Here is a 24,587-nt window from a genome sequence, read left to right as displayed (position 1 = left end):
GGAAAGCAATGGCTGTGACGGACCGGCTGTCGGCACGAGAAGCTAAGCGCCTGCAGACGCGGGAGCGATTGATGGGCGCCGCGATCGGTGAGTTCGCCCGGGCCGGGATGGCCGAGGCCGACGTGGGGGCCATTGTGGCCGCAGCGGGCGTCGCCCACGGGACCTTCTTCTTTCACTTCCCCACCAAGGAGCATGTGCTGCTGGAGTTGGAGCGCCGCGAAGAAGACCGCATCGCCAAGCAGTTCGCGCAATTCCTCAAATCAACACACGACCTCGCTGCGGCGTTGAACGAGGCGGTCCGATTGGTCGTCGGATTGGAACGCCGCCTGGGCGATCGGCTCTTCAACGACTTTCTCGCACTGCACTTCTCCCAAACCCGTCCGCAAACGGAAGACGGCAGGGATCACCCGCTGATCGTTTTGGTCGCCCAGGAGATCGCGCAGGCCCAAGAGCGCGGCGAGACGGACGCGGACGTCAATCCCATGAACAGTGCGGTGTTCTTCCTGCTGGGCCTGTACGCGCTGTTGATCACCACCAACCACTGGCCGACTGGCAACACGCTGCTCGAAGACTATGTCGCGAGGACGTTGCGGAGCCTACAACCATGACACGCCGGCGTCAGGGCCGTATGACGCCACGCAGCGGCATCAGCCCGAGTTCGTTGTGGGACATGAACCCAGGCGGAGCGTCGCAGACCGGGGAATGGCGTTCGCGGGACCCATCGCGGTCCAGGTGTAGCCGGGCAGCGCGTATCCGCCATTCGGATCCTGTGCACCCTGCAGGATCAGCTCGGTAGACGAGTCACCCTCGATCACGATGCGGTAGTGGTAATGCTGAGGCCAATCCTCCTGCGGTTCAATGGCATCGAACGTGTCCATCGTGTATATCTCATGAAAGATCATCAGGGGCCTACCCTCCACCCAAGCCGTCCACTTGTGATGCTGGCGGGCGACGGTGCCCTTCGTGATCACGCCCTTGAAGCCCGGCATGTCGCTGGTCTTTCCCCCTTCGAAGGGAATGTCGCGCGTGGCGTACCCTAGCTCCACCTCAGTCGTATATTTTTCGACCGTCTTACCCATTCCCTCCACAACCATTGCCATCGACTGTGCGAACAACGGCCATGCCTGTCCCAACAGGTTCGGGCCGTCCTCGAACTTGGCCGGATCGCTGCCCATTCCCATCTCGTACAGGTACTTCAACGTGTCCCGGCCGAAATTCACCACCTCGTAGATGTGAATGGTGTCGATCTGACTGACTATTCGGGCCAACGTCAGCACGAGTAGGTCTCCGGCAAAGCCGGGGTTCACACCGCCCGCATGAAACGAGGTCCCACCCGCGTGGCAGGCGGCGTCAATCTTGTCGATGTCCGCCTTGCTGTGTTCGGTTCGATACCACCAAGCGCCGCCGGAGGCGACGACGTTTTTGCCCCCGCGCAGCAAGCGGCACACCTCATCGGGGTCGGACCACAGCGGGGCATAGAACACGCAATCGGCGTCGAGCGCCTCAATGGCGGCCTTGTCGGTGGTCGCCCGCACCCCGGCCGGCGCTTTGCCGCAGAGCTCCCCGGCGTCCTTGCCCACCTTCTCCGGACGATTGCACAGCACCCCGACCAGTTCATAGGCAGGGTTGTGCACGAAATGACGAAGCGCTATGGTGCCGACATTTCCTACGCCCCACTGGATTACGCGATACTTCTCGGCCGGCGGCTTTGGCGTCATTGCTACTCCTTTGCATGCACCGACATCGCTTGGGACGAGCGAACCGTTTTCCGCCGCCGGCACACGATGCCGCACGTCTGAGCGCTCGCTGAGCGTGGCAGTCCCCGGATGGCGTGTCAACGCTTTACAGCTGACTTATGTCAGTAATATCCAGCGGGTGTCGGCAACGGAGGCTGCCACGCCACAGGCGGATTGTCCTGTTCCACCGCGATTTAGCACTGCGAGGCGGCAGAGCTGTGGCGAACCGCGTCGACACCAGTCAAAACCCTTTCGGTACCTTATGCTGACTAGAGTCAGCCTGTTATAGTGCACGGGCCGACCGAATCAGCAGACGGGGAGGGCTCGTGAATCTGCCGAGGCTGCATCAGCGCAACGGCGGCAGCCAGGGCGCCGCCGCCGGGGCAAGCAACGCTCTTCCAACGGGTCTGAGCATCGACGAACACCTGGAACGGTCGCACCTCGCGCAACGCCGGGCGGACAACTGGCTCATCTCCGGCAGTCTGCTGATCGGCACCGCTGCCCTGGGCGTCTTCGGATTGCCGCTGTTCCTCTGGGGTGTGCGGTTGCTGCGCCAGGCCCAGCGCGATGGCCTCTCCGTTCGGCCGATGCTGGTCACGCTGCTCGGCTATCTCGTCATCATCGACGCCGCCATCAACACCGTCGGATGGGCCCTTGACCTGGTGGCGAACCACACGATTCTGGCCCGGGTGCTTCTCAACGGGTGGGGCAACATGTTCGACGCCGGCTACTTCTGGCACTACAACGAGCTGTGGGTCGGCGGCGCTGCCGGCCCGGGCGAAAAGGCCCTCGAAGTCGGCCTCATTCTGACCGTCTTCACCATGCGCATCGCGGCGGCCATCGGTTTTCTGCAGATGAAGCGCTGGGGCCACCAGTGGATGGTCGTCACCTGCTGGATGGGCGTGGTCATCTGGATCACCTACGTCTTCAACATGACCATGTTCGCCGACGTGCGTTTTGCCGGCGTAGTGTTGCCGGTCGTCGGCTGGTGGCTCTACGACATCTTCTACATCACCCCGTTCCTCGCCATCCCCTATCTGCACACCGTCAACCGCGAACTCTTCTCCGATTGACATGCGCGAGCCGAAACCCACTACGCCACCGAGGAAGTCACATCATGGGCTATCTATGGGAAATACTTCGCTACGTCGCCGCCTGGGGCGGCACCGGACTGATCATCTGGTTCTGGTACTGGCTGTTCTCCAACATCGGCACGTTCTGAACCGCTGCCCGGACAACCGGAACACACGGAATTCGGCCCATGATTGACCATTCCGACGGCCACGCGATGGCGCTGGAACGGAGCTGCTCCGTGACGGCGGTCGCGCTCAGTGAGCAACGTCGCGAAGGCGTGCGGCTGGTCACCGGCGAACGACGCGGCTTCGGAGTGAACGCGGCCCTGACGTTCGTTCATGTCCCCTACCCCGCAATGGCCGACTGGACACGCAGAACCCTGACATGCGGCGTGGCCCTGCAGTGTTCGCCGTCGAAAGAACGCGTCACGCAATATCGCCTCAACGAGCTCTCCGCCCGCGAACTGCGTGCGCTCACCCTGGTCGAGGCCGGCGTCGCCCTTGGCTGGATCGCGTCGCAATGGCCGGGACTGCTCCCCGAGGTCCGGCGGCTACTTCCCGAAGTCCGCACCGAGGCCGGCGACATGGCTGCCGTCGAAATGCTCAATAGGGCAATCGCATTGGCGGCCACGAGCCAGGAATTGACGGTTCACCCGCTGCTAGGCTCGTTGCCGCTGGCACACACGGCGCCGCACGGATTGGCCGACAAGTTGCGCCGCGGCTTCGGCAGGATGCCATGGACCACAACGCAGAGGCGTCTGCCGCGCCCGTACTCGGTTCCGGTCGGCGGCGACGGCGGAGTCCGCAACCCCAACCTGCCGCCCCCGAGCCGGCCACAAGACAACGATCTCGACGTCACCCCGCAACACCGGCCCGGCATTCCCTACCCCGAATGGAACATGTGGACACAGCAATTCATGCGGGACCACGTCGCCCTGATAGAGCGGGCCGAGCGTACCGACGGCCGGCACACCCGCCGGCCGGTGCCGATCGCCGTCGACGTGCGTAAGTGGTTCGAAAAACACACCCACCGTGCGATGACCAACCGCCTCGAAGACGGCTCCGACCTCGATATCGACCAATACGTCAACCACTACATCGATCTGGTGACCGGCGAGGCGAAGGAACCGAAGGTGTTCCGCGACCTGCTGCCCAGCAGCCGCGACGTCACCACCGCCTTGCTGCTCGACGGCAGTTCGTCGCTGGGGGTGCACGGTGGCCGCGTGTTCGGGCTGGAGTTGTCTTGTGCCGATGCACTTTCGCGCGCCATGACGCTGGCGCGCGAGCGTCATGGCGTCTTCGTATTCACCGGCAACACCCGTCATCGAGTCGAAGTCCGTTGCCTGAAGGACTTTGACGATCGCCGATTCGTACCACCGAGTGGCCTGGGATTGTCCGCCCGCGGATACACCAGACTGGGTGCGCCCCTTCGCCATCTGACGAGCCGACTGCTGGAGCAGGCCTCCGAGCGCCGCCTGCTGATCGTCATCGGTGACGGACTGATCTCCGATGAAGGCTACGAGGGCCGGTATGCCTGGGCGGACGCCGCGCACGCCGTGGAGGAGGCCGACGAGGCCGGGGTGTCGATGTACTACGTGGGGGTGGGACCGACCCGCATCGATCCCCTCCCCGAGGTGTTCGGGCCCCGCCGGTCGCAACGGATTCGGCGCATAGAGGAGCTGCCCCGGGTACTGGCCCACGTCCATCGCGAACTGGTCGCGGCATGAACGCGTCCCGCTGAGGAAGAGATGACCACCGAGACATATTTCGCCAACGGCAACGAAGTTCGCCTGTTCGAGCAGGCCTTCCACCGGCACATCCCGGTGATGCTCACCGGCCCAACCGGGTGCGGCAAGACCCGATTCGTCGAGCACATGGGCTCACTGCTGCAGCGGCCCGTGGTCACCATCAGCTGCCACGACGACCTCACCAGCTCCGATCTCGTCGGCCGCTTCATGGTGTCCGGCGGCGACGTGGTCTGGACCGATGGCCCGCTGACCCGGGCGGTCAAAGCCGGTGCGATCTGCTATCTCGACGAGGTCGTCGAGGCCCGCCATGACTCCTTGGCCATCCTGCATTCGCTCACCGATCACCGCCGGTCGCTGTATCTCGATCGCGCCGGTGAGGTGGTGAAAGCGCCCGAGGAGTTCATGCTGGTGTGTTCGTACAACCCCGCCTATCGCAGCTCGCTCAAGGAGCTCAAACCGTCGTTCCGTCAGCGGTTCGCGACGCTGACGATGCAGTATCTGCCGCCGGACCGGGAGGCCGAGGTGATCGTCGACGAATCCGGAATTCCGTTGGCCACGGCGAGGCGGCTGGTCGGATGCGCGGTCGCCATCCGCACCGCGGACCGAGCCTTCCATTTTGAGCCGCCCTCGACCAGGGTGCTGGTCACCGCCGCCCACCTGATCGCCGCGGGCGCAACCGAATTGGATGCCGCCGACGCGTGCATACTCGCGCCACTGAGCACCGACGGCGCCGTCACCGACGGCCTGCGCGAGGTCGCGGCCGCCAGCCTCGGGACCTCGGATACCTCCGCCGCATCGAGTAGTTCTTAGAAAGGAGCCACGGCATGGACCGACAAGAGGAGAAGCGCAAGAGAGCGCTCATCGTCTTCCAGATCTTCATCTACGGCTACTTGCTGGCGATGTTCGGGATCCAGCTCTACATGTCGTTCGCGCGGGGGTGGTGGGACCTGTGAATCTTCCTTCCCTGAAACGACATTCGGACTGCGCCGAGGCACCGGTCAGCCTCGAGGACCACCACGACGAATCCCGCCGGGCGCAGCGTCACGCCGACAAGTGGATGATCGTCGGCGCGGCGCTGATGGGCATGTGGGCGCCGGGACTGATCGGATTCCCCATCTTCATGCGCGGAGTATGGCTGCAGCGCCGGGCCCTGCGTGCCGGCCTGTCGGTTCGGCCCATGATCGTCACGCTGATCGGCTATCTGGTGCTGATCGACGGAATGCTCAACAGCCTGGGGTGGGCGTTGGACTTGGTCGCCAACCACACCCTGATCAACCGCGTGCTGATGGTCGGCTGGGGCAACATGTTCGACGCCGGTTATTTCTGGCACTACAACGAGCTTTGGATCGGCGGCGCGGCGGGGCCGGGCGAAAAGGCCTATGTGGCCGGCCTGATCCTCACCGTGTTCTCCATGCGGGTGGCCGCGGCCATCGGCTTCCTCCAGATGAAGCGGTGGGGGCATCAGTGGATGGTGGTCACCTGCTGGATGGGCGTGGTCATCTGGTCGGCCTACGTGTTCAACATGACGATGTTCGCCGACGTTCGTTATGCCGGGGTCGTCTTCCCGGTCATCGGCTGGTGGCTCTACGACATCTTCTACATCACCCCCTTCCTCGCCATCCCCTACCTACACACCGTCAACCGCGAAATCTTCTCCGACTAACAAGGAGTGGGACCATGAACAGTCTGTCTGCCGCTTCGGCCACCGATGACCAGGACCCGGCCACCGATCTCGAACCGGGGACGACGCCGTACTACGCCCGGATGCACAAATGGATCAAGCGTGCGGTGTTGGTGTGCCTGGTGGCCCTGGTGATCGAGGGTGCTTTCACGTTGCCGTTCATGGCGATCTACTACGGCTACCCCACCCTGAGTCTCACCCAGATCTGCAGCGAGCTACTGAAGATCCGTTATTCCAACGACACGTTGGAGTGCAAGTACCCCTATCCGCCGTTCGGGCCGCCCGAGGGCGCCGAAGGCAAAGCCACCGCGCAGGACGTCTGGGGCATTCAACCGATACCGAAGTATCACCGGCTGGGGTTCCGCGAACTCGTCAAGATCCACAACGACAGGCTGGCCCGCCAAGCCCAGCCGGCGCCCCACCCATGAACGGACCGAACCGTTGATCCATCGTGTCGTTCAGTGGACGACGGGCAACGTCGGCAAGAGTTCGGTCAAGGCCGTGGTCGCCAACCCGACACTACAGCTCGTCGGGTGCTACGCCTGGTCACCAGAGAAGGCCGGACGTGATGTCGGTGAGCTGTGCGGGATCGAACCGCTCAATGTCAAGGCGACCAACGATATTGAGGCGCTGCTCGCGCTCCAGCCGGACTGTGTGATCTACAACCCGATGTTCGCCGACGTCGACGAGCTGGTGCGCATCCTCGGCGCGGGCATCAATGTGGTGGGCACCGCCGGGTTTATCACCGGGCACTACCTCGGTGCCGGACGCGAACGCATCGAACGGGCCTGCGCGGCCGGCGGATCAACCATCTTCGGCAGCGGCATCAACCCCGGCTTCATCCAACTCTTCGCCATCGTGTCGGCGGGGCTTTCGGACCGGGTGGACAAGGTTTCCATGCTGGAATCCGTCGACACCACGATCTACAACTCGCCGGCGACCGAGATACCCATGGGCTTCGGCTATCCCATCGATCATCCGGACCTTCCGGCCATAACGGAGAAAGGCTCCGGCATCTTCGCCGACGGCGTGTTGCTGATTGCCGATGCTTTGGGCGCCGAGCTCGACGACGTGTGCTGCGAAGTCGAATACGCCCACACCATTGAGGATCTGCACCTGCCCGGCGACTGGACGATCCAAAAGGGATGCGTCGCCGGTGTCGATGTCCGCTGGAAAGGGATCGTTGACGGCCGAGAGGTCGTCGAAATCCGGGGGCGCTGGCGCAAGGGCCGATCGCTGGACCCGGATTGGCCGCTGGACATGGGTTACACGATCGAGGTGCAGGGCCAACCGACGATCAAGACCACGCTGAGTTTCCTTCCGCCACCCGACTTTACGGGCCAGACATTGGACGACTACATCATGTTGGGACTGACCATCACCGCGATGCCGGCGATCACCGCGATACCCGCCGTCGTCGCCGCCCCTCCTGGCATCGTCACCTACAACGATCTGCCGCTGCTACTGCCGCGCGGCGTGCTGCGCGCCGATTCTCGATAGGAGACACCAGATGCTTGAAGAACCCGCGCTTCATCACGTCGTGTTCGCCGTGGCGCCGGAACGTCATGCCGCAGCGGCGCAAATGTTCATTGATCTCGGATTTTTCTTCGAGCCCCTGCAACTGGCCGAGCTGGGCCTTGACATCCACCTCGACTGGAATCGGGGTATCGAATTGATCAGCCCGATTCCCGGGTCGACCGGCGAGGTCGCCGTCTCGGTGACGGAGTTCCTCGAGCGTCACGGCGACGGCGTGTTCACCGTGGTGATCGGAGTTCCGGAAGCCGCCAAGTCCGACGCCGTCGCCGAGCGCTACGGCGCGACAACGCGATTCCGGCAACGCATGGAGGGCCAGGGTACTTACCTCGATGAGAACGACGTGTCGATCCTGGGACTGCCACTGACTTTCCTGGCGACCAACATCCCGTGATTGCAGAAGGCATGGCTCGGCTCAAGGAGACACGATGACCGTCGACACCGCATCACCCGGCGTCTTCGACGCCGACCTCCCGACGCTGCACTACGACATCGCCGACACCGTGCACGAGGTCGGTCCGCGCATCCACGAGGTGCGCACGCGGTCGCCGATAGCCATCGGACCGCTAGGACCCGAGGTGCTCGGCTACGAACTCGCCCGCGGGATACTTCGCGACCCCCGGTTCGTTTTCCCGCCCGGGCTGCACATGACCGCTCGCGGGATAACGTCCGGCCCGCTCTATGAGCGGGTCCTCGGCACCATCCTGGGCATGGAAGGAGAGGAACATCGACGGCTGCGCGGTCTGGTATCCAAGGCCTTCACGCCGCGAGCGTCGGCGCGCATGGAAGACACCGTCGAAACGGTGATCAACGAACTGATCGACCGGGTCGCCGATACCGGCCGATGCGATTTCGTCACCGACATCGCTCGGCCGTACCCGATCCCGATCATCTGCGCGCTGTTGGGCGCGCCTCCCGAGGACTGGGAGCAGTTTTCCCTATGGGCCGAGGACATCTTTGAAATCGTCAGGTTTGACGCCGACCTGGCGAACGAGCAGCACATGGTGATGCGGGCGTGGGACGAGTTCGACGCCTACATCGACGACATGATCATTGAACGGCGGAGCCGGTTGACCGACGACTTGATCTCCGAACTGATCCGCGCCCAGGACGACGGCGACCGGCTGAGCAACGCGGAGATGCGCATGCTGGCGTTCAGCATCCTCAGCGCCGGGACGGACACCACTCGCAATCAATTGTCGGCGTGCATGCACGCGCTGTGTGATCATCCGGATCAGCTGGCGATGCTGCGCGATGATTCCGGCCTCGCTGTGCGAGCCGTCGAGGAATGCATGCGCCATTCGCCGGCGGTCTGTACCACCCTGCGCACCGTCCTGGACGACGTCACGTTCGCGCAGTACACGTTTCCGGCCGGCACCTTCATTTCGGTGAATACTTTTGCGGCCAACTGCGATCCAGAGGTGTATCCGGAACCGGACCGGTTCGACATCACCCGGAAGGACCCGCCGCCCATTTTGACGTTCGGCGGGGGCGCCCACTATTGCCTTGGCGCCAATCTCGCCCGAACGGAACTCGCTGGAGCCCTCAAAGTCATCGCCCGGCGCATGATCAATCCGCGCCGTGTGGCAACGGCGCGCTGGAAGCCGATGCTCGGACTGAGCGGGCCGGTGGAGCTGCAGATGGAATTCGACTAGCTCAGCGCGTCGTGCGAGGCCGGCCCGAGCAACCGGATCTCGCCGGTGGCACCGTCGACCTCCACCATGGCTCCCTGGGGCAGCGCCCTGGTGGCGCCCTGAACGTCGACGACGCACGGAAACCCGAATTCGCGGGCCACCACCGCGGCGTGCGACATCGGGCCGCCGAGTTCGGTGATGACGGCGGCGGCGTAGCAGAACGCCGCGGTGTATCCGACGTCGGTCACCTCTGCGACAAGGATCTCACCGGGTTGCAGGTCATCGATCGTCTCGGGCCGCACGATCCGCACCCGCCCGCGCACCCGTCCCCCGCATACGCCGACCCCACGCATGGTGTCCCCGCTGACCAGCCCGTCCGATGAGGTCGCGGTCGGCCGCCAGCTTCCGCTGAAGACCGTCGGCGGCGCCACGGCGACCAGGCGGCGTTGTTCGGAGCGGCGCCGGGCCACCAGCGCGCCCACCTCGGCGGGGAGGGCGTCGAGTTCGTCGATGAGTAGATAGAAGACGTCATCGGCGGTGGCGAAGAGCCCGGCCTCCACCGATCTACGTCCATATTCGCGAAGCAGCGTGCGGAGCACCCAGTTAGCCCGCACCACCTTGTCGCGGCGGACCTCGCGGTCGCGCAGTTGCCGGGTGGCCAGGGCCGCAATAGGCTTGGCATGCAATGGAATTCGGGGCTGCCGCGGCTGCGGCGCGGATGTCGCGGTCATAGCCCTGGTGACCATCCGCACGAGCAGCTCGGGATCGTCGGCGTAACTCGTCGAACGCATTTCGAGCTCCGCCGGACCACGGTGTCCGATGAGCGTCAGCTCGTCGCGCAGGGCGGCATAAAACTCCGGCGCCTCGACGGCGAGCTTGTCCAGCCGGTCGCCTGGTTCGCTCAGCAGCGCCGTCGCTTTCGGGTCCCGCTGCGCGGCGACCACCAGCCGCTGCATCGCCTCGACGGAACGCGCGCTGACCAATTCCGGTCCGCCGGGCGCGACGACGTCTCGCCCGCATAAACCGCGCAGCAGCACGTTGAACGCCGCGCACAGCAAAAATGATCCCGCCGCCAGCACCCAGCCGTGCACCACCTGGTCGCGCGCCAGCGAGATCAGGCTCAGCAGCCGACGATCGTCCAGCCCGGAGAGGTCACCGTCGGTCAGGCGTTCCAGGCGATCGACATCGGCGACGAACTCGCGGGTGTCCAGGGGCGCGCCGGCGGACAGGCCGATCAGGTTGACGCCGAATACCCCGATATTGCGGACGGTCCGCAGTTGCTTGCGAATTCGGCCGGTGTCGGAGTGCGGATGTTCCTCATTGAAGATCGGCAGGGCGGCCATGCTCGGGCCGAAGAACCCGCTGTTGCTCACTACCGTCGTGGGCTTGACGAACGGCACCGTCTCGGCCATGAAGTGCGCGGTCGTGATGGCGCCGTAGAGGCGGTGAGCAAAGACCGCGACCATGCGCATCGCGATTTCACGCTGAATCGTCCCGCCGGGCCGCAACCGCTCGGCGACGCACACGGCGCTGGCCCGCAGTCCGCGAACCGTCGCCGACGCCGACGCCGGCGAAAAGGGGCCAGGCAGCGCCTCAGACAGATTCGTGGCCAGGAAGGTGGGAAATCGCGGATCGATCGGCGTGTCGAATTCCCCGTTATCGCCCTCTGCGCCCGCCCAGATGGGCTTGACCCCGTCGCTGCTGGGCGCGTCGACCGCGGGTAGGTCCCCGATGTTGGCCAGCCGCCACGGCAGCGATACCAGCCGATTGCCCACGGTCACCCGGCCGCGCACGGCCAGCGCGAAATCCTGGACACATTCGCCGGCTTCCCACGCCGGCTGGAATGCCCATTCGTCTGTCAGCCGCGAGATCTCCATAAGCGCGGCCCCCCGCACCAGTCGCAGCTCCGCCCGCTCGCGGCCCAGGCGCACGACTGGGCGGCGCAGCGCAGCGGCAAGTTGCCGGAAGGTCAGGTCGCCCGAAGCGGCGAGATTCACCGGACCACCCGGGGTTTCGGCATCGACGATGGCGCGGTTGAACAGCCGAAGCGCGTCGTCGAGGTGGACGACCTGCATCTGGCGATCGGCCGACCGGTCGGGGAACGCCGGCGATGCCAGCAGGCGACGCACCCAGTTATCGACGCTTCGCCCCAAGATCAGCGCGGAGCGGACCGCAACCCATTCCGCGCCGGATTCGGCGAGCATCTGTTCGACTCGGGCCTTGAACCGGCCTTCGGCAGTGACCGGAGTCGTGACCTCGTGTTCGGCCTTCGGCACGGCCGCCCCGCCGTACACATGGGCCGACGACGCGAAAACGATCCGCCTGGAACCGGTCTCGGCCATCGCGTCGAGCACGTTGCGGGTGCCACCGATGTTCACCTGGTCGTCGTGCCCGGAACCCTTCGCCCATGCGAAGTGCGCGACGACGTCCGCGCCGGCCAGGGCGCGGCGGACGGCGTCGGCATCACGGATGTCGGCTGCGACGAAATCCGCTGCACTCGGCCAGCTTTCGGGACGATGGCGGGCAATCCCCGCGACGTCGTGGCCCTGGCTGAGCAGCCGTGCGGCGAGGCCGCGGCCGAGCACGCCGCTGGCCCCCGTGACCGCGATTCTCACGTCACGCCTACTCGTCGTCGTCGCGTAATGCCGCGTTGACCAGAGCGTCGAGATCCATGTCCGCGATGTCCTTTTCGGTGGTCACCGTGGCGGCCCGCGCTGCGCCGTCAGACTCGCTCGCCAACGCCAGCAACAACTCCAGCACACCGGCCTGCCGAAGGCGCTTGACGGGAATGGACCCGACGACGCGCTGGATCTCGGCTTCGCCCGGCGCGGCCGCCGCCGCGGGTTGGTCCGACGATCCGACCAATTCGCGGTACATATAGCCGGCCAGCGCGGCGGAGTTCGGGTAGTCGAAGATCAGCGTCGGCGAAAGCGCCAGTCCCGTAGCGGCTTTGAGTCGGTTGCGCATCTCGACGGCCGTCAGCGAGTCGAAACCGAGTTCCTGGAACGCCCGGTCCGGGGGGATCGCCTCCGGGCTGGAGCTGCCCAGCACGGTGGCGATGTTGGCCCGCACCAGGTCCAGCAGGACCGCCTGCTGCTCGTCCTCGGGGAGACCTTCGAGGCGTTGCAGCAAAGCGGATTTCGACTTGGCGGCGGCCAACGAGTCATCGACCTGGCGCCGCGTCGGGGCGTTGATCAGATCGACGAACATCGGTGGCAACGTGCCTGCATCGAACTTGACCCGCAACGCCGCGAGGTCGATGTGGGCGGGCAGCATGAACGGCTCATCGACGATGAGCGCGGTGTCCATCAGCTCCAGCGCCTGGTCCGAGGACATGGCGACGATTCCGTCACGCCCGAACCGCGCGCGGTCGGCGGCGCCCAACCCACCGGTCATGGCGCTGGCCTGATCCCACAGACCCCAACCCAGCGAGATCGCCGGCAGCCCGTGTGCCCGTCGATGGGCGGCCAACCCGTCCAGGAACGAGTTGCCGGCCGCGTAGTTTGCCTGACCCGACGCGCCCGCGAGCCCCGCGATCGACGAAAACATCACGAAGGCAGACACGTCCAGCTCACGGGTCAACTCATGCAGGTTCCATGCCGCGTCGACCTTGGACCGCAACACCGATTCGATCCGGTCGGGGGTAAGCGACGTCACGACCGCGTCGTGCAGGACGCCGGCGGCGTGGATCACCCCGGTCAGCGGACGCTGCATCGGGATTTCGGCGATCACCTTGGCCAGGGCCTCGCGATCAGCGGCATCACAGGCCACCGCCTCCACTCGCGCACCAGCCGCGCTCAGCTCGGCGACCAACTCCGCGGCACCCGGTGCATCCAGGCCACGGCGACTGAGCAGCACCAGATTCCGTGCACCGTGGCGGGTCACCACGTGTCGCGCGACCGCTGAACCGGCCATGCCGGTGGCTCCGGTGATCAACACGGTGCCGGCCGTCCACGCGTCGGGCATGGTCATCACGACCTTGCCGACGTGACGGGCCTGGCTCACGTAGCGCAGCGCCGCGGGCGCGCGTCGCACGTCGAACCTGGTGACCGGCAATGGCTGTAGCACATCCTCGCCGAACATGGCGGCTAATTCGTCAAGCATCTGGGCGATGCGATCCGGTCCCGCCTCAAACAGGTCGAAGGCGCGGTAACGCACGCCCGGGTGGTCCCGGGCGACGACCTCGGGGTCACGGATGTCGGTTTTGCCCATCTCCAAGAACACGCCACCGGGCGCCGTCAAGCGCAGCGACGCGTCGACGAAATCACCGGACAGCGAGTCGAGCACCACGTCCATGCCCCGCCCACCGGTGACCGCCCGGAATTTTTCCTCGAACTCGAGGCTGCGCGAGTCGCCGATGTGGTTGTCATCAAAGCCCATGTCGCGCAACGTATCCCACTTGCCGCGGCTGGCGGTCGCGAACACTTCCAGGCCGATGTGGCGGGCCAGCTGGACCGCGGCCATGCCCACTCCACCGGTGGCGGCGTGCACCAGCACCCGCTGGCCCGGCCTGGCGCCGGCCAGGTCCACCAGCGCGTAAGACGCCGTGGCGAACACCACCGACGCCGTCGCGGCGCCGGTTTGTGACCAGCCGGGTGGCACCTTGACGAGCAGGCGCTGGTCGGTCTTGGCGATGGTCCCGGTTCCGTCCGGGAACAGTCCCATGACGCGGTCTCCGACGGTGAAACGCCCGTCTGGCGCAGCGGTTTCGATTACCACACCGGACGCCTCGATGCCCATGATCGCCTCGGGGTCGGGATAGAGGCCCAGCGCGATCATGACGTCGCGGAAGTTGGCCGCGATGGCCGACAGCGCGACGCGCACCTGACCGGGGCCCAGCGGCGCATCGGCGTCGGAAATGGGCTCTATCCGCAGATTTTCGATCGTGCCGTAGCTGCTCATGTCGAGGCGCCACGGTCCCTCGTCCGGGGGCAGCAGCAGGCCGCCGACGGCGCGGCTGCCGAGCACTCGGGCGGTGTGGACCGTGCCGTTGCGCAGTATCGCCTGGGGTTCGCCGAGCGCCAGCACCGCCGCTATCGCGTCGGAGTCCGGCGGGGCGTCCGTGTCGACGAGCACGATTCGCCCGGGGTGCTCGGTCTGCGCCGACCGCACCAGCCCCCAGACCGCCGCGCCGGCCAAATCGGCGACGTCCTCGCCCGGTAGGGTCATCGCGCCCCGGGTCGCCACCACCAGGGTGCCGGCGCCGTCGCGGGACAACCACGACTGCAGCACGGGCAGCACCGCGCGGGTCGCCGCGTACACGTCGGTGATCACGTCGCCGGACACCGGCGCCGATTCGAACAGCACCGCTGATCGCTCGGCCGCGGGATCATCCAATTCCGTTGCACCCCAGGCCGACACCGACACCGGCTGTGCCGCCTGCGGCAGCTGAGCGGACCAGATGACCTCGAACAGCCGGTCCGGCCCGGAATTCGACACGGCGGCCAGGAGCTGCTTGTCGGTGACCGGGCGGGCCACCATCGACTCCACCGACAGCACCGGAAGCCCCAGCCCGTCGGCCAATTCGATCGACACCGCCGACGGGCTCACCCGCACGATCCGCGCGCGCACCGCCCCCGCCCCCGCGGCGTGCAACGACACCCGCTGCCAGGAGAACGGGACCAACATCGAGCCCTCGGGCAGTTCGTCGCCGTCGGACGCCAACATGACCGCGTGCAGCGCGGCGTCGAGCATCGCCGGATGGACGCCGAACCCGGTCGGCGATACCCCGGCGTCGGCGGGCAGCGACACCTCGGCGAAGACCTCGTCGCCGCGGCGCCACATCGACGTCAGGCCCCGGAACGCGGGCCCGTAGCCGTAGCCCCGCTCGGCCAGTTGCTCGTATCCGTCGCCGACATCCACCGGGACCGCACCCACCGGCGGCCACGCCGACAGGTCCGCGCCGGGCTGCACCGAGCCGGCCCGCAGCACGCCCTCGGCGTGCAAGGCCCAGCCCGAGCCCGCTTCGGCGCGCGAAAACACCGACACCGCACGGGCACCCGAGTCGTCCGGGCCACCCACGACGACCTGAACCGCGACCGATCCGTCGGCCGGCAACACCAACGGCGCGGCCAGATTCAGCTCGTCGACCACTCCGCAACCCACCTCGTCGCCAGCGCGGATCGCCAACTCGACGAATCCTGCGCCCGGGAACAGCACGACACCGCCGATGGCGTGATCGCTCAACCAGCCCTGCCTGCCCGGCGACAGCCGGCCGGTCAACACCACTCCGCCGGTCGCCGGCAGTTCCACGACCGCGCCCAGCAGCGCGTGTTCACTCGCGGCCAGGCCCAGGCCCGCCGCGTCGGCCGGGGCGCCGTCGCCGGCAAGCCAAAAGCGGCGCCGGTCAAAGGCATACGTAGGCAGCTCGACCAGAGCGGCATTGAAACTAGGACTTCCGAGTGCGCCGCGCCAATCCACGTCCATCCCGGCGACGAATCCCTGCGCGACGGCGTTGAGCAGGGCGACCGGCTCCGGTCGATCCTTGCGCAGCGCCGACATCGTGGTCACCTGGCCTGCCGACGGGTCGAAGGCCAGCGATTCTTCGATCGATGCCGTCAGGCCGCTGCTCGGTCCGACCTCGAGAAAACGGTTTGCGCCGGCCGAGTGCACGAACTGGACGCTGTCGGCGAACCGCACCGCCTCACGCACGTGTCGCTTCCAGTACGCCGCCGAAGCGAAGTCTTCACCGGCCAGCTGACCGGTCACGTTGGACACGATCGGGATGGTCGGCTTGCCGACAGCCAACCCGGCCGCGACGGTGCCGAATTCGTCGATCATCGGATCCATCAACGGGGAGTGGAAGGCGTGCGAAACCGAGAGCCGATGCACGCGGTGGCCGTCGGCGCGGAGCCGGTCCGCGATCGCGATCACCGCGTCTTGGGCGCCCGAAATGACCACCGAGGTAGGCCCGTTGACCGCGGCGATGCCGACGCCGGCTTGTTCGGAGGACGTCAGCAGCGGCCGCACTGCGTCTTCGGTGGCCTGCACCGCGACCATCGCGCCGCCTTCGGGCAGCGCCTGCATGAATCGACCGCGGGCCGCCACCAGCACCGCGGCGTTCTCCAACGACAGCACGCCGGCGACATGGGCGGCCGACAGCTCCCCAATCGAGTGGCCCATCACGAAGTCGGGGCGCACGCCCCAAGATTCCAGCAGCCGAAACAGGGCGACTTCCACCGCGAACAGCGCGGGTTGCGCGAATTCGGTGCTGTTGAGCAGGTTTTCGTCGTGCCCCCACATCACCTCGCGCAGCGGGCGAAGCAGGTGCCGGTCCAGTTCGGCGACTACGGTGTTGAACGCCTCGGCGAAGACCGGATAGCCGGCGTGCAATCCCATCCCCATACCCAGGATTTGGGACCCCTGGCCCGGGAACACGAAGACGGTCTTGCCTGGGGTCGCGGTGCCCCGGATGACCGATCCGGTCGGGTCGTCGTTCGCCAGCTCGTCCAGCCCGGCCAGCAACCGGTCGCGATCTTCGCCCACCACGACGGCCCGGTGCTCGAAGGCCGACCGGCCCGCCAGCGTCCACCCCACATCGGCGATGTCCGACTCCGGTCGGGCGCGCAGGTGGGCCGCCAACCGGATGGCTTGAGAGTTCAACGCCGACAACGATTTCGCCGACACCGGCCACGGCACCACCGGCGCCTTGGGTCCAGCCTCGCACGGCGGTTCGGCCGGGGCGGCCTCGACGATGACGTGCGCGTTGGTGCCGCTGATGCCAAACGACGACACCCCCGCCCGCCGCGGCCGCTCGGCCCGCCAGGGCCGCGCCTCGGTCAACAACGACACCGCACCCGCCGACCAGTCAACATGCGGACTCGGCTCATCAACATGCAACGTCGCCGGCAACAATCCGTGGCGCATCGCCAGCACCATCTTGATCACGCCGGCCACCCCCGCGGCCGCCTGCGTGTGACCCATGTTCGACTTGATCGACCCCAACCACAACGGCTCACCACGATCCTGCCCATAGGTCGCCAACAACGCCTGCGCCTCGATCGGATCACCCAACGTGGTTCCCGTGCCATGCCCCTCAACCACGTCCACGTCGGCCGCGCCCAACCCGGCATTGGCCAACGCCGCCCGCACCACCCGCTGCTGCGAGGGACCATTGGGCGCGGTCAACCCATTCGAGGCACCGTCCTGATTGACCGCCGACCCCCGCACCACCGCCAACACCGGATGCCCCAACCGCCGCGCATCCGACAACCGCTCCACCACCAGCATGCCGCCGCCCTCCGAGAACCCGGTGCCGTCGGCCGCGCCCGCGTAGGCCTTGCACCGCCCGTCGGCGGACAGCCCGCGCATGCGGCTGAACTCCACGAAGATATCGGGGGTGGCGTTGACGGTGACGCCGCCGGCCAGCGCCAGGTCGCACTCCCCCGAGCGCAGCGACTGCACGGCCATGTGCAACGCCACCAACGACGACGAACACGCCGTGTCCACCGACACCGCCGGGCCCTCCAGCCCCAACACATACGACACCCGTCCCGACGCCACGCTCGACGACTGCCCGGTCAACCGGAAGCCCTCGGCGGCCGGCGCGGCGCCCATGCCGTAGCCCTGCGTGTATATGCCGGCGAACATTCCGGTGGCGCTGCCGCGGAGCTTGCCGGGTTCAATTCCTGCCCGCTCCAACGCTTCCCAGGACAACTCCAGGAACATGCGCTGCTGCGGATCCATCGACAGCGCCTCGCTCGGCGTGATCCCGAAGAAGGCGGGATCGAAGTCGGCGACACCGTCAACGAAGCCGCCGGTGCGGGTGTAGCAGGTGCCCGGCACGTCGGGATCCGGGTTGTACACGCCGGCCAGGTCCCAGCCGCGATCGGTCGGGAAATCCGAGAGCACGTCGCGGCCCTCGGCCAACATGTCCCACAGGTCGTCCGGCGAATTCACCCCACCCGGATAGCGGCATGCCATGCCGACGATCACGATCGGGTCGTCGCCGGTGGCACGCGCCACCGGCGCCTGCCTGACCTCTTCCGGAACCCCGGCGAGCTGGGTGCGGATGTAGCCGGCCAGTCCGTTGGGCGTCGGGTAGTCGAAGATCAGGGTCGGTGAAAGCGCAAGGCCGGTAGCGGTTTTGAGCCGGTTGCGCATCTCGACCGCGGTCAGCGAGTCGAACCCTAACTCTTGGAACGCCTTGTCCGGATCGATCGCCTCGGCGGTGGTCTTGCCCAGCACGGTGGCGATGTGCGATCGCACCAGGTCCAGCAGCACGGCGTGCTGCTCGGCCGCGGACAGCCCGTCCAGGCGATGCGCCAGAGCCGATTTCGATTTCGCGGCGGCCAGCGAGTCGTCGACCCGGCGGCGCGTCGTGGCATTGACCAGATCGGTGAACATCGGCGGCACCGCGACCGCATGGGCCCGCAGCGCACCGAGGTCAATGCGGGCCGGTGCCAAGAACGGCTCGTCGACGATCAATGCGGTGTCGAAGAGCTCCATCGCCTCGTCAGAAGACAGCGCCAAGACCCCGTCGCGACCCAGCCGGGCGAGGTCGGCGGCGTCCAGCCCGCCGGTCATGGCGCTGGCCTGATCCCAGAGACCCCACGCCAGGGAGACCGCCGGCAGCCCGTGCGCCCGCCGGTGTGCGGCCAACCCGTCCAGGAACGCGTTCGCCGCCCCGTAGTTGCCCTGGCCCGACGAACCCACCAGCCCGGCGAGCGACGAAAACATCACGAACGCCGACAGATTCAGGTCGCGGGTCAACTGGTGCAAATTCCACGCCGCGTCGACCTTGGCGCGCAAAACCGCGTCGATGCGCTCCGGTGTCAGCGACGTTATCGTCGCGTCGTCCAGCACGCCGGTCGCGTGAATCACGCCCGACAGCGGCCGCTGCGCCGAAACGTCGGCAATCACCTGCGCCAGTGCCGCCCGATCGGCTGCGTCGCACGCGACCACGCGCGCGCGGGCTCCGGCGGCTTGCAGCTCGGCGATCAACTCGGCGGACCCGGGAGCGTCCGGACCGCGCCGGCTCAGGAGCACCAGGTCTTCCACGCCGTGGCCGGCCACCAGGTGGCGCGCCAGCGTCGAACCCGCCATGCCGGTGCCGCCGGTGATGAGCACGGTGCCGGACGCGAGTCCGCAAGGCAGGGTCAACACGACCTTGCCGACGTGGCGGGCCTGGCTCAGGTAGCGCAACGCGGTGCGGGCGCGTCGCACGTCAAAGGTCGTGACGGGCAACGGTTCCAGCACCCCGGCATCGAACAGCCCGGCGAGCTCCCGCATCCACTGATGCATCCGCGGACGGCCGGGCTCGAACAGGTCGAAGGCGCGGTAGCGGACACCCGGGTAATCGTGGGCCACCACGCCCGGGTCGCGGATGTCGGTCTTGCCCATCTCCAGGAACACGCCGCCGGGAGCGACGAGGCGCAGTGAGGCATCGACGAATTCGCCCGCCAGCGAGTCCAGCACCACGTCCATGCCCCGCCCACCGGTGACCGCCCGGAACTTCTCCTCGAACTCGCAACTACGCGAATCCGAGATGTGATCGTCGTCGAAACCCATGGCCCGCAACGTGTCCCACTTGCCGCGGCTCGCGGTCGCGAACACCTCCAGGCCCAGGTGCCGGCCCAGCTGAACCGCGGCCATGCCCACACCACCGGCGGCGGCGTGCACCAGCACCCGCTGCCCGGGCCTGACGGCGGCCAGGTGGATGAAGGCCATGTAGGCGGTGGTGAAAACCGCTGAGATGCCGGCCGCTTGGGCATAAGACCAGTCGGCGGGCTTGCGCTGCAACAGGCGGACGTCGCCAGGCACCAACGTGCCGCTGCCGTCGGGGAAGAAGCCGTACACCGAATCACCGACCGCGAATTCGGTGACCCCCGGCCCGACTTCGACCACCACGCCGGCGCCTTCGCCGCCGAGTAGGGCGTCGTGGGTGAACATGCCCAGGGTGATCATGACGTCGCGGAAGTTGGTGGCGATGGCACGCAGTGCCACCCGAACCTGCCCCGGTTCCAGCGCGGCACCGGCGTTGGGAACGGGCTCCAGTTGCAGGTTTTCAAAGGTGCCCGCGCTGCTGATGCCGAGCCGCCAGGGCCCGTCTGCCGGGGGCGTCATGATGGCGTCGACCGCGCGGCTGCCGCGCACCCGCGCGGTGTACGCCTTGCCGTCGCGCAGCAACACCGCGGGCTCGCCGACGGCGAGAACGGTCGTTATCGCGCTATCGTCAAGCGCCGCATCCGAATCCACCAGCACGATGCGGCCGGGATGCTCTGTCTGCGCCGAGCGCACCAGCCCCCACACGGCCGCGCCGGCCAGATCGGGGACATCCTCCCCCGCCAATCCCATCGCACCACGGGTCGCGACGATCAGCACCCCGGAGTCATGCTCGGTCAGCCACGACTGCACGGCCGCCAGGGCCCGATGCGTGCGTTCATACGTTCCGGAGACCGGATCGTCGTCGGCCGCAACGGATTCGAAAACCTCGTGGACCGGCGGCTCGGCATCACCGGCCGTGACCGCGGCCGGTGACCACACGGCCTCGAACAGCCGGTCCGGGCCCGTCGCCGACACGGCCGCGCGGAGCTGCCGCTCGCTCACCGGCCGCGCGACCATCGCGCGCACCGACAGCACCGGCAAGCCCAATCCGTCGGCCAGCTCGATCGAGACCGCCCTGGAGAGTGCCCCTGCCGCCTGCGGTGCCGATGCCGGGGCGATGCGCGCGCGCACCGCGGACGCGCCCGCGGCATGTAGCGAGACGCCCTGCCAGGAGAACGGCAGCACCACTTCATCGGACTGGCCGGCTATCTGGTGGCTGACCACCAGCGCGTGCATGGCCGCGTCCAGCAACGCCGGGTGGACGCCGAACCCGTTGACGCCGCCGGCGGCATCGGGCAGACGCACCTCGGCGAACACCTCGTCGTCACGGACCCACGTCGCGGTCAGGCCCTGAAAGGCCGGGCCGTAGCCATAGCCGCGCGCCGCCAACTGCTCGTAAGCGTCGGCCGCGTCGACCTTGACGGCTCCCGCCGGCGGCCATGCCGACAGGTCCGCGCCCGGCTCGACCGAGCCGGTGCTCAGCGTTCCTTCGGCATGGCACATCCAGCCTGAGCCGGTGTTGTGCCGCGAGAAGATCGACACCGCACGGTGGCCGGATTCTTCGGAGGGACCCACCACCACTTGCACGGCAACCGATCCCGAGCCGGAATCCTTGGCCGGCAACATCAACGGCGCCTGCAGCGTGAGTTCGTCGACCGTCGAACAGCCGACTTCGTCGCCGGCGCGAATCGCCAGCTCCACGAAGCCGGATCCGGGGAACACGACCGTCCCGGACACGGCGTGATCGGTCAGCCAGCCCTGCAGGCTGGGCGACAAGCGGCCCGTCAGGACCACCCCGCCCGAGGCCGGCAGCTCGACGACCGCGCTCAACAGGGGATGCTCGCTGGTGTCGAGCCCCAGGCCCGACGCGTCCGCCGAGATGCCCTCGCCGGAGAGCCAAAACCGCCGCCGATCGAAGGCATACGTCGGCAGCTCGACGAAGCCCGCGCCGTCCAGCGCGCCGCGCCATTGCACGCTGACCCCCGCGGCGAACGCGGTGGCGGCCGAAGTCAGGAATCGCATCAGTCCCCCGTCCTCGCGGCCCAGGGTGGGGATGACGATGGCCTCGGTGTCACCCGGCAGGCTGTCGTTGGCGGTGTCCTCGATGCCGGCGACCAGGGCCGGATGGGGACTGGATTCGATGAACGTCCGGTATCCGTGCTCGCAGGCGCTGCGGACCGCCTGGTCGAACTGCACGGTCTGCCGGATGTTGCGGTACCAGTATTCGGCGTCCAATCCGGCCGTATCCAAACGGTTTCCGGTCACCGTGGAAAAGAACGCGATGCGGCTGGAACGCGGTTCGATGCCGGACAGCACCTGCGCGAGATCGGTGCGGATCGCCTCGACCTCGACCGAGTGCGAGGCATAGTCCACGTCGATGCGCCGGGTCCGCAGCTCGAGGTCGGCGCAGAAGCCGACGAGCTCGTCGAGCGCGGCCCTCTCACCCGACACCACGACGGCCGAGCGACCGTTGACGGCGGCGATGCTGACTCGATTCCCGTACGGCGCCAACAACTCGCGCGCCCGTTCGGTGCTGCAGGCGATAGACAGCATCCCGCCTGGGCCGGCCAGTGACGTCAGCAGCTTGCTGCGCAGCGTTACCACCCGGGCGGCGTCGTGCAGCGACAGCGCGCCGGCGACGTAGGCGGCAGCGATTTCCCCTTGCGAATGGCCGATCACCGCGTCGGGGTTCACCCCGACCGACTTCCACAGCTCGGCAAGCGACACCATCACCGCGAAGAGCACCGGCTGCACGACGTCGACGCGGTCGAGTCCCGGAGCGCCGGGCGCGCCGCGCAGCACGTCGGTCAGCGACCAGTCGACGAATTCGCCGAACGCCTCTTCGCATTCCTGGATCTGTCGTGCGAATACCGGTGCGGTGTCCAGCATTTCGATCGCCATGCCCAGCCATTGGGAGCCCTGGCCGGGGAAGACGAACACGGTCTTGCCCGCCGGTGTCGCGGTGCCCCGGATGACCGATCCGGTCGGGTCGTCGTCGGCCAGCTCGTCCAGCCCGGCCAGCAACCGGTCGCGATCTTCGCCCACCACGACGGCCCGGTGCTCAAAGTTCGCGCGGCCCGCCAATGACCACCCGATGTCGGCGACGTCCAGGTGGTCGTGCGCGCGCACGTATTCGGCCAACCGGGCCGCCTGCGCCGCCAACGCCGAGGGGGACTTCGCCGACACCGGCCACGGCACCACCGGCGCCTTGGGTCCAGCCTCGCGCGGCGGTTCGGCCGGGGCGGCCTCGACGATGACGTGCGCGTTGGTGCCGCTGATGCCAAACGACGACACCCCCGCCCGCCGCGGCCGCTCGGCCCGCCAGGGCCGCGCCTCGGTCAACAACGACACCGCACCCGCCGACCAGTCAACATGCGGACTCGGCTCATCAACATGCAACGTCGCCGGCAACAATCCGTGGCGCATCGCCAGCACCATCTTGATCACGCCGGCCACCCCCGCGGCCGCCTGCGTGTGACCCATGTTCGACTTGATCGACCCCAACCACAACGGCTCACCACGATCCTGCCCATAGGTCGCCAACAACGCCTGCGCCTCGATCGGATCACCCAACGTGGTTCCCGTGCCATGCCCCTCAACCACGTCCACGTCGGCCGCGCCCAACCCGGCATTGGCCAACGCCGCCCGCACCACCCGCTGCTGCGAGGGACCATTGGGCGCGGTCAACCCATTCGAGGCACCGTCCTGATTGACCGCCGACCCCCGCACCACCGCCAACACCGGATGCCCCAACCGCCGCGCATCCGACAACCGCTCCACCACCAGCATGCCCCCGCCCTCGGACCAGCCGAGGCCGTCGGCCGCGCCCGCGTAGGCCTTGCACCGCCCGTCCGGCGCCAATCCGCGGTGCCGGCTGAACTCCACGAAGACGGTCGGGGTGGCGTTGACGGTCGCGCCGCCGGCGAGCGCCAGGTCGCACTCCCCCGAGCGCAGCGACTGCACGGCCATGTGCAACGCCACCAACGACGACGAACACGCCGTGTCCACCGACACCGCCGGGCCCTCCAGCCCCAACACATACGACACCCGTCCCGACGCCACGCTGGAGGTCATGCCGGTCAACCGGTAACCCTCGATCTCCTCGGCGAGCATGCCGTAGCCCTGAACGATGAGCCCGGCGAACACCCCGGTGGCGCTGCCACGTAGTCCGCTGGGGTCGATCCCGGCTCGCTCCAACGCCTCCCACGACAGTTCGAGCAGCATCCGATGCTGGGGATCCATCGCCAGCGCCTCGCTCGGCGTGATGCCGAAGAATCCCGGATCGAAGTCAGCGACACCGTCGACGAAGCCGCCGGTGTTCACATAGCACTTGTGCCGGGCGTCGGGGTCCGGGTCGTACAGGGCCGCCACGTCCCAGCCGCGGTCGGTGGGAAACTCCGAGATGACGTCGCGGCCCTCGGCGACCATTTGCCACAGCGCCTCCGGGCTGTCCACGCCGCCCGGGAAGCGGCAGGACATACCGACGATCGCGATCGGCTCGTTGGACCGCTCCAGCAGAGCGCGGTTGGTGCGCTTCAGGCGCTCAACCTGGACCAGCGCTTTACGCAGCGCTTCGGTCGCATGCTGGAGTTGATCAACCATCACAAACCTCGCCTAACCTTCACCTGACGACGTGC

12 protein-coding genes and 1 pseudogene are annotated in these 24,587 nt (G+C 67.4%); 10 read left to right on the top strand and 3 right to left on the bottom strand.

Going from position 1 to position 24,587, the window contains the following annotated elements:
• Window positions 1-8 precede the first annotated feature (8 nt).
• Window positions 9-608 (top strand): TetR/AcrR family transcriptional regulator, encoded by a 600-nt coding sequence (locus BST14_RS09690; protein WP_083064296.1) that lies wholly within the window; start codon window positions 9-11, stop codon window positions 606-608.
• 10 nt (window positions 609-618) lie between these two features.
• Here BST14_RS09690 and BST14_RS09685 read toward each other — a convergent pair.
• Window positions 619-1,718 (bottom strand): annotated as a pseudogene (locus tag BST14_RS09685) (NAD(P)H-dependent amine dehydrogenase family protein).
• Between the two features lie 359 nt (window positions 1,719-2,077).
• Between BST14_RS09685 and BST14_RS09680 the strand changes: the two are divergent.
• The 9 genes from BST14_RS09680 (at window position 2,078) to BST14_RS09645 (ending at window position 9,426) form a co-directional block, all read left to right on the top strand.
• Entirely contained in the window at window positions 2,078-2,809 is a 732-nt protein-coding gene (locus BST14_RS09680; protein ID WP_083064333.1) for a hypothetical protein, read from the top strand.
• Between the two features lie 188 nt (window positions 2,810-2,997).
• Window positions 2,998-4,536 carry a nitric oxide reductase activation protein NorD gene (locus BST14_RS09675; protein WP_083064295.1) on the top strand — a complete coding sequence of 513 codons (1,539 nt, stop codon included), beginning with the start codon at window positions 2,998-3,000 and terminating at the stop codon, window positions 4,534-4,536.
• Between the two features lie 21 nt (window positions 4,537-4,557).
• The gene (locus BST14_RS09670) at window positions 4,558-5,367 is read left to right on the top strand and encodes a CbbQ/NirQ/NorQ/GpvN family protein (protein WP_083064294.1); all 810 of its coding nucleotides are present in this window, start codon (window positions 4,558-4,560) and stop codon (window positions 5,365-5,367) included.
• Window positions 5,368-5,381: 14 nt separating this feature from the next.
• Window positions 5,382-5,510 (top strand): hypothetical protein, encoded by a 129-nt coding sequence (locus BST14_RS31400; RefSeq protein WP_255360762.1) that lies wholly within the window; start codon window positions 5,382-5,384, stop codon window positions 5,508-5,510.
• A gap of 104 nt (window positions 5,511-5,614) precedes the next feature.
• On the top strand, window positions 5,615-6,220 hold the full coding sequence (locus BST14_RS09665) for a hypothetical protein (RefSeq protein ID WP_245845355.1): 606 nt from the start codon (window positions 5,615-5,617) through the stop codon (window positions 6,218-6,220).
• A 14-nt stretch (window positions 6,221-6,234) separates the two neighbouring features.
• The gene (locus BST14_RS09660) at window positions 6,235-6,666 is read left to right on the top strand and encodes a hypothetical protein (RefSeq protein ID WP_083064292.1); all 432 of its coding nucleotides are present in this window, start codon (window positions 6,235-6,237) and stop codon (window positions 6,664-6,666) included.
• Window positions 6,667-6,679: 13 nt separating this feature from the next.
• Window positions 6,680-7,738, top strand: coding sequence for an NAD(P)H-dependent amine dehydrogenase family protein (locus tag BST14_RS09655; protein ID WP_083064291.1), 1,059 nt, complete (start codon window positions 6,680-6,682; stop codon window positions 7,736-7,738).
• A gap of 10 nt (window positions 7,739-7,748) precedes the next feature.
• Entirely contained in the window at window positions 7,749-8,165 is a 417-nt protein-coding gene (locus tag BST14_RS09650; RefSeq protein WP_169926067.1) for a VOC family protein, read from the top strand.
• A 34-nt stretch (window positions 8,166-8,199) separates the two neighbouring features.
• A complete protein-coding gene (locus tag BST14_RS09645; protein ID WP_083064290.1) occupies window positions 8,200-9,426 on the top strand; it encodes a cytochrome P450 in 1,227 nt (408 codons plus the stop codon).
• On the opposite strand, the gene BST14_RS09640 is transcribed toward BST14_RS09645, so the two are convergent.
• Together BST14_RS09640 and BST14_RS09635 are read right to left on the bottom strand one after the other, a co-directional pair.
• The gene (locus BST14_RS09640; protein WP_083064289.1) at window positions 9,423-12,020 is read right to left on the bottom strand and encodes a sugar epimerase family protein; all 2,598 of its coding nucleotides are present in this window, start codon (window positions 12,018-12,020) and stop codon (window positions 9,423-9,425) included. The genes BST14_RS09645 and BST14_RS09640 overlap by 4 nt on opposite strands.
• A 7-nt stretch (window positions 12,021-12,027) precedes the next feature.
• Window positions 12,028-24,552, bottom strand: coding sequence for a type I polyketide synthase (locus BST14_RS09635; protein WP_083064288.1), 12,525 nt, complete (start codon window positions 24,550-24,552; stop codon window positions 12,028-12,030).
• Window positions 24,553-24,587 lie beyond the last annotated feature (35 nt).

Origin of the sequence: Mycobacterium arosiense ATCC BAA-1401 = DSM 45069 (assembly GCF_002086125.1) — a bacterium.
Classification (GTDB): Bacteria; Actinomycetota; Actinomycetes; order Mycobacteriales; family Mycobacteriaceae; genus Mycobacterium; species Mycobacterium arosiense.
Note: the sequence above shows the minus strand (reverse complement) of the source record. Positions and strands in the feature narration are given on the sequence as shown.

Coding starts and splice junctions, on each gene's coding strand:
- BST14_RS09645 (WP_083064290.1), top strand. CDS start 8,200: ATGACCGTCGACACCGCATCACCCGGCGTCTTCGACGCCGACCTCCCG.
- BST14_RS09635 (WP_083064288.1), bottom strand. CDS start 24,552: ATGGTTGATCAACTCCAGCATGCGACCGAAGCGCTGCGTAAAGCGCTG.
- BST14_RS09650 (WP_169926067.1), top strand. CDS start 7,749: ATGCTTGAAGAACCCGCGCTTCATCACGTCGTGTTCGCCGTGGCGCCG.
- BST14_RS09675 (WP_083064295.1), top strand. CDS start 2,998: ATGATTGACCATTCCGACGGCCACGCGATGGCGCTGGAACGGAGCTGC.
- BST14_RS09690 (WP_083064296.1), top strand. CDS start 9: ATGGCTGTGACGGACCGGCTGTCGGCACGAGAAGCTAAGCGCCTGCAG.
- BST14_RS09665 (WP_245845355.1), top strand. CDS start 5,615: ATGATCGTCGGCGCGGCGCTGATGGGCATGTGGGCGCCGGGACTGATC.
- BST14_RS09660 (WP_083064292.1), top strand. CDS start 6,235: ATGAACAGTCTGTCTGCCGCTTCGGCCACCGATGACCAGGACCCGGCC.
- BST14_RS09670 (WP_083064294.1), top strand. CDS start 4,558: ATGACCACCGAGACATATTTCGCCAACGGCAACGAAGTTCGCCTGTTC.
- BST14_RS31400 (WP_255360762.1), top strand. CDS start 5,382: ATGGACCGACAAGAGGAGAAGCGCAAGAGAGCGCTCATCGTCTTCCAG.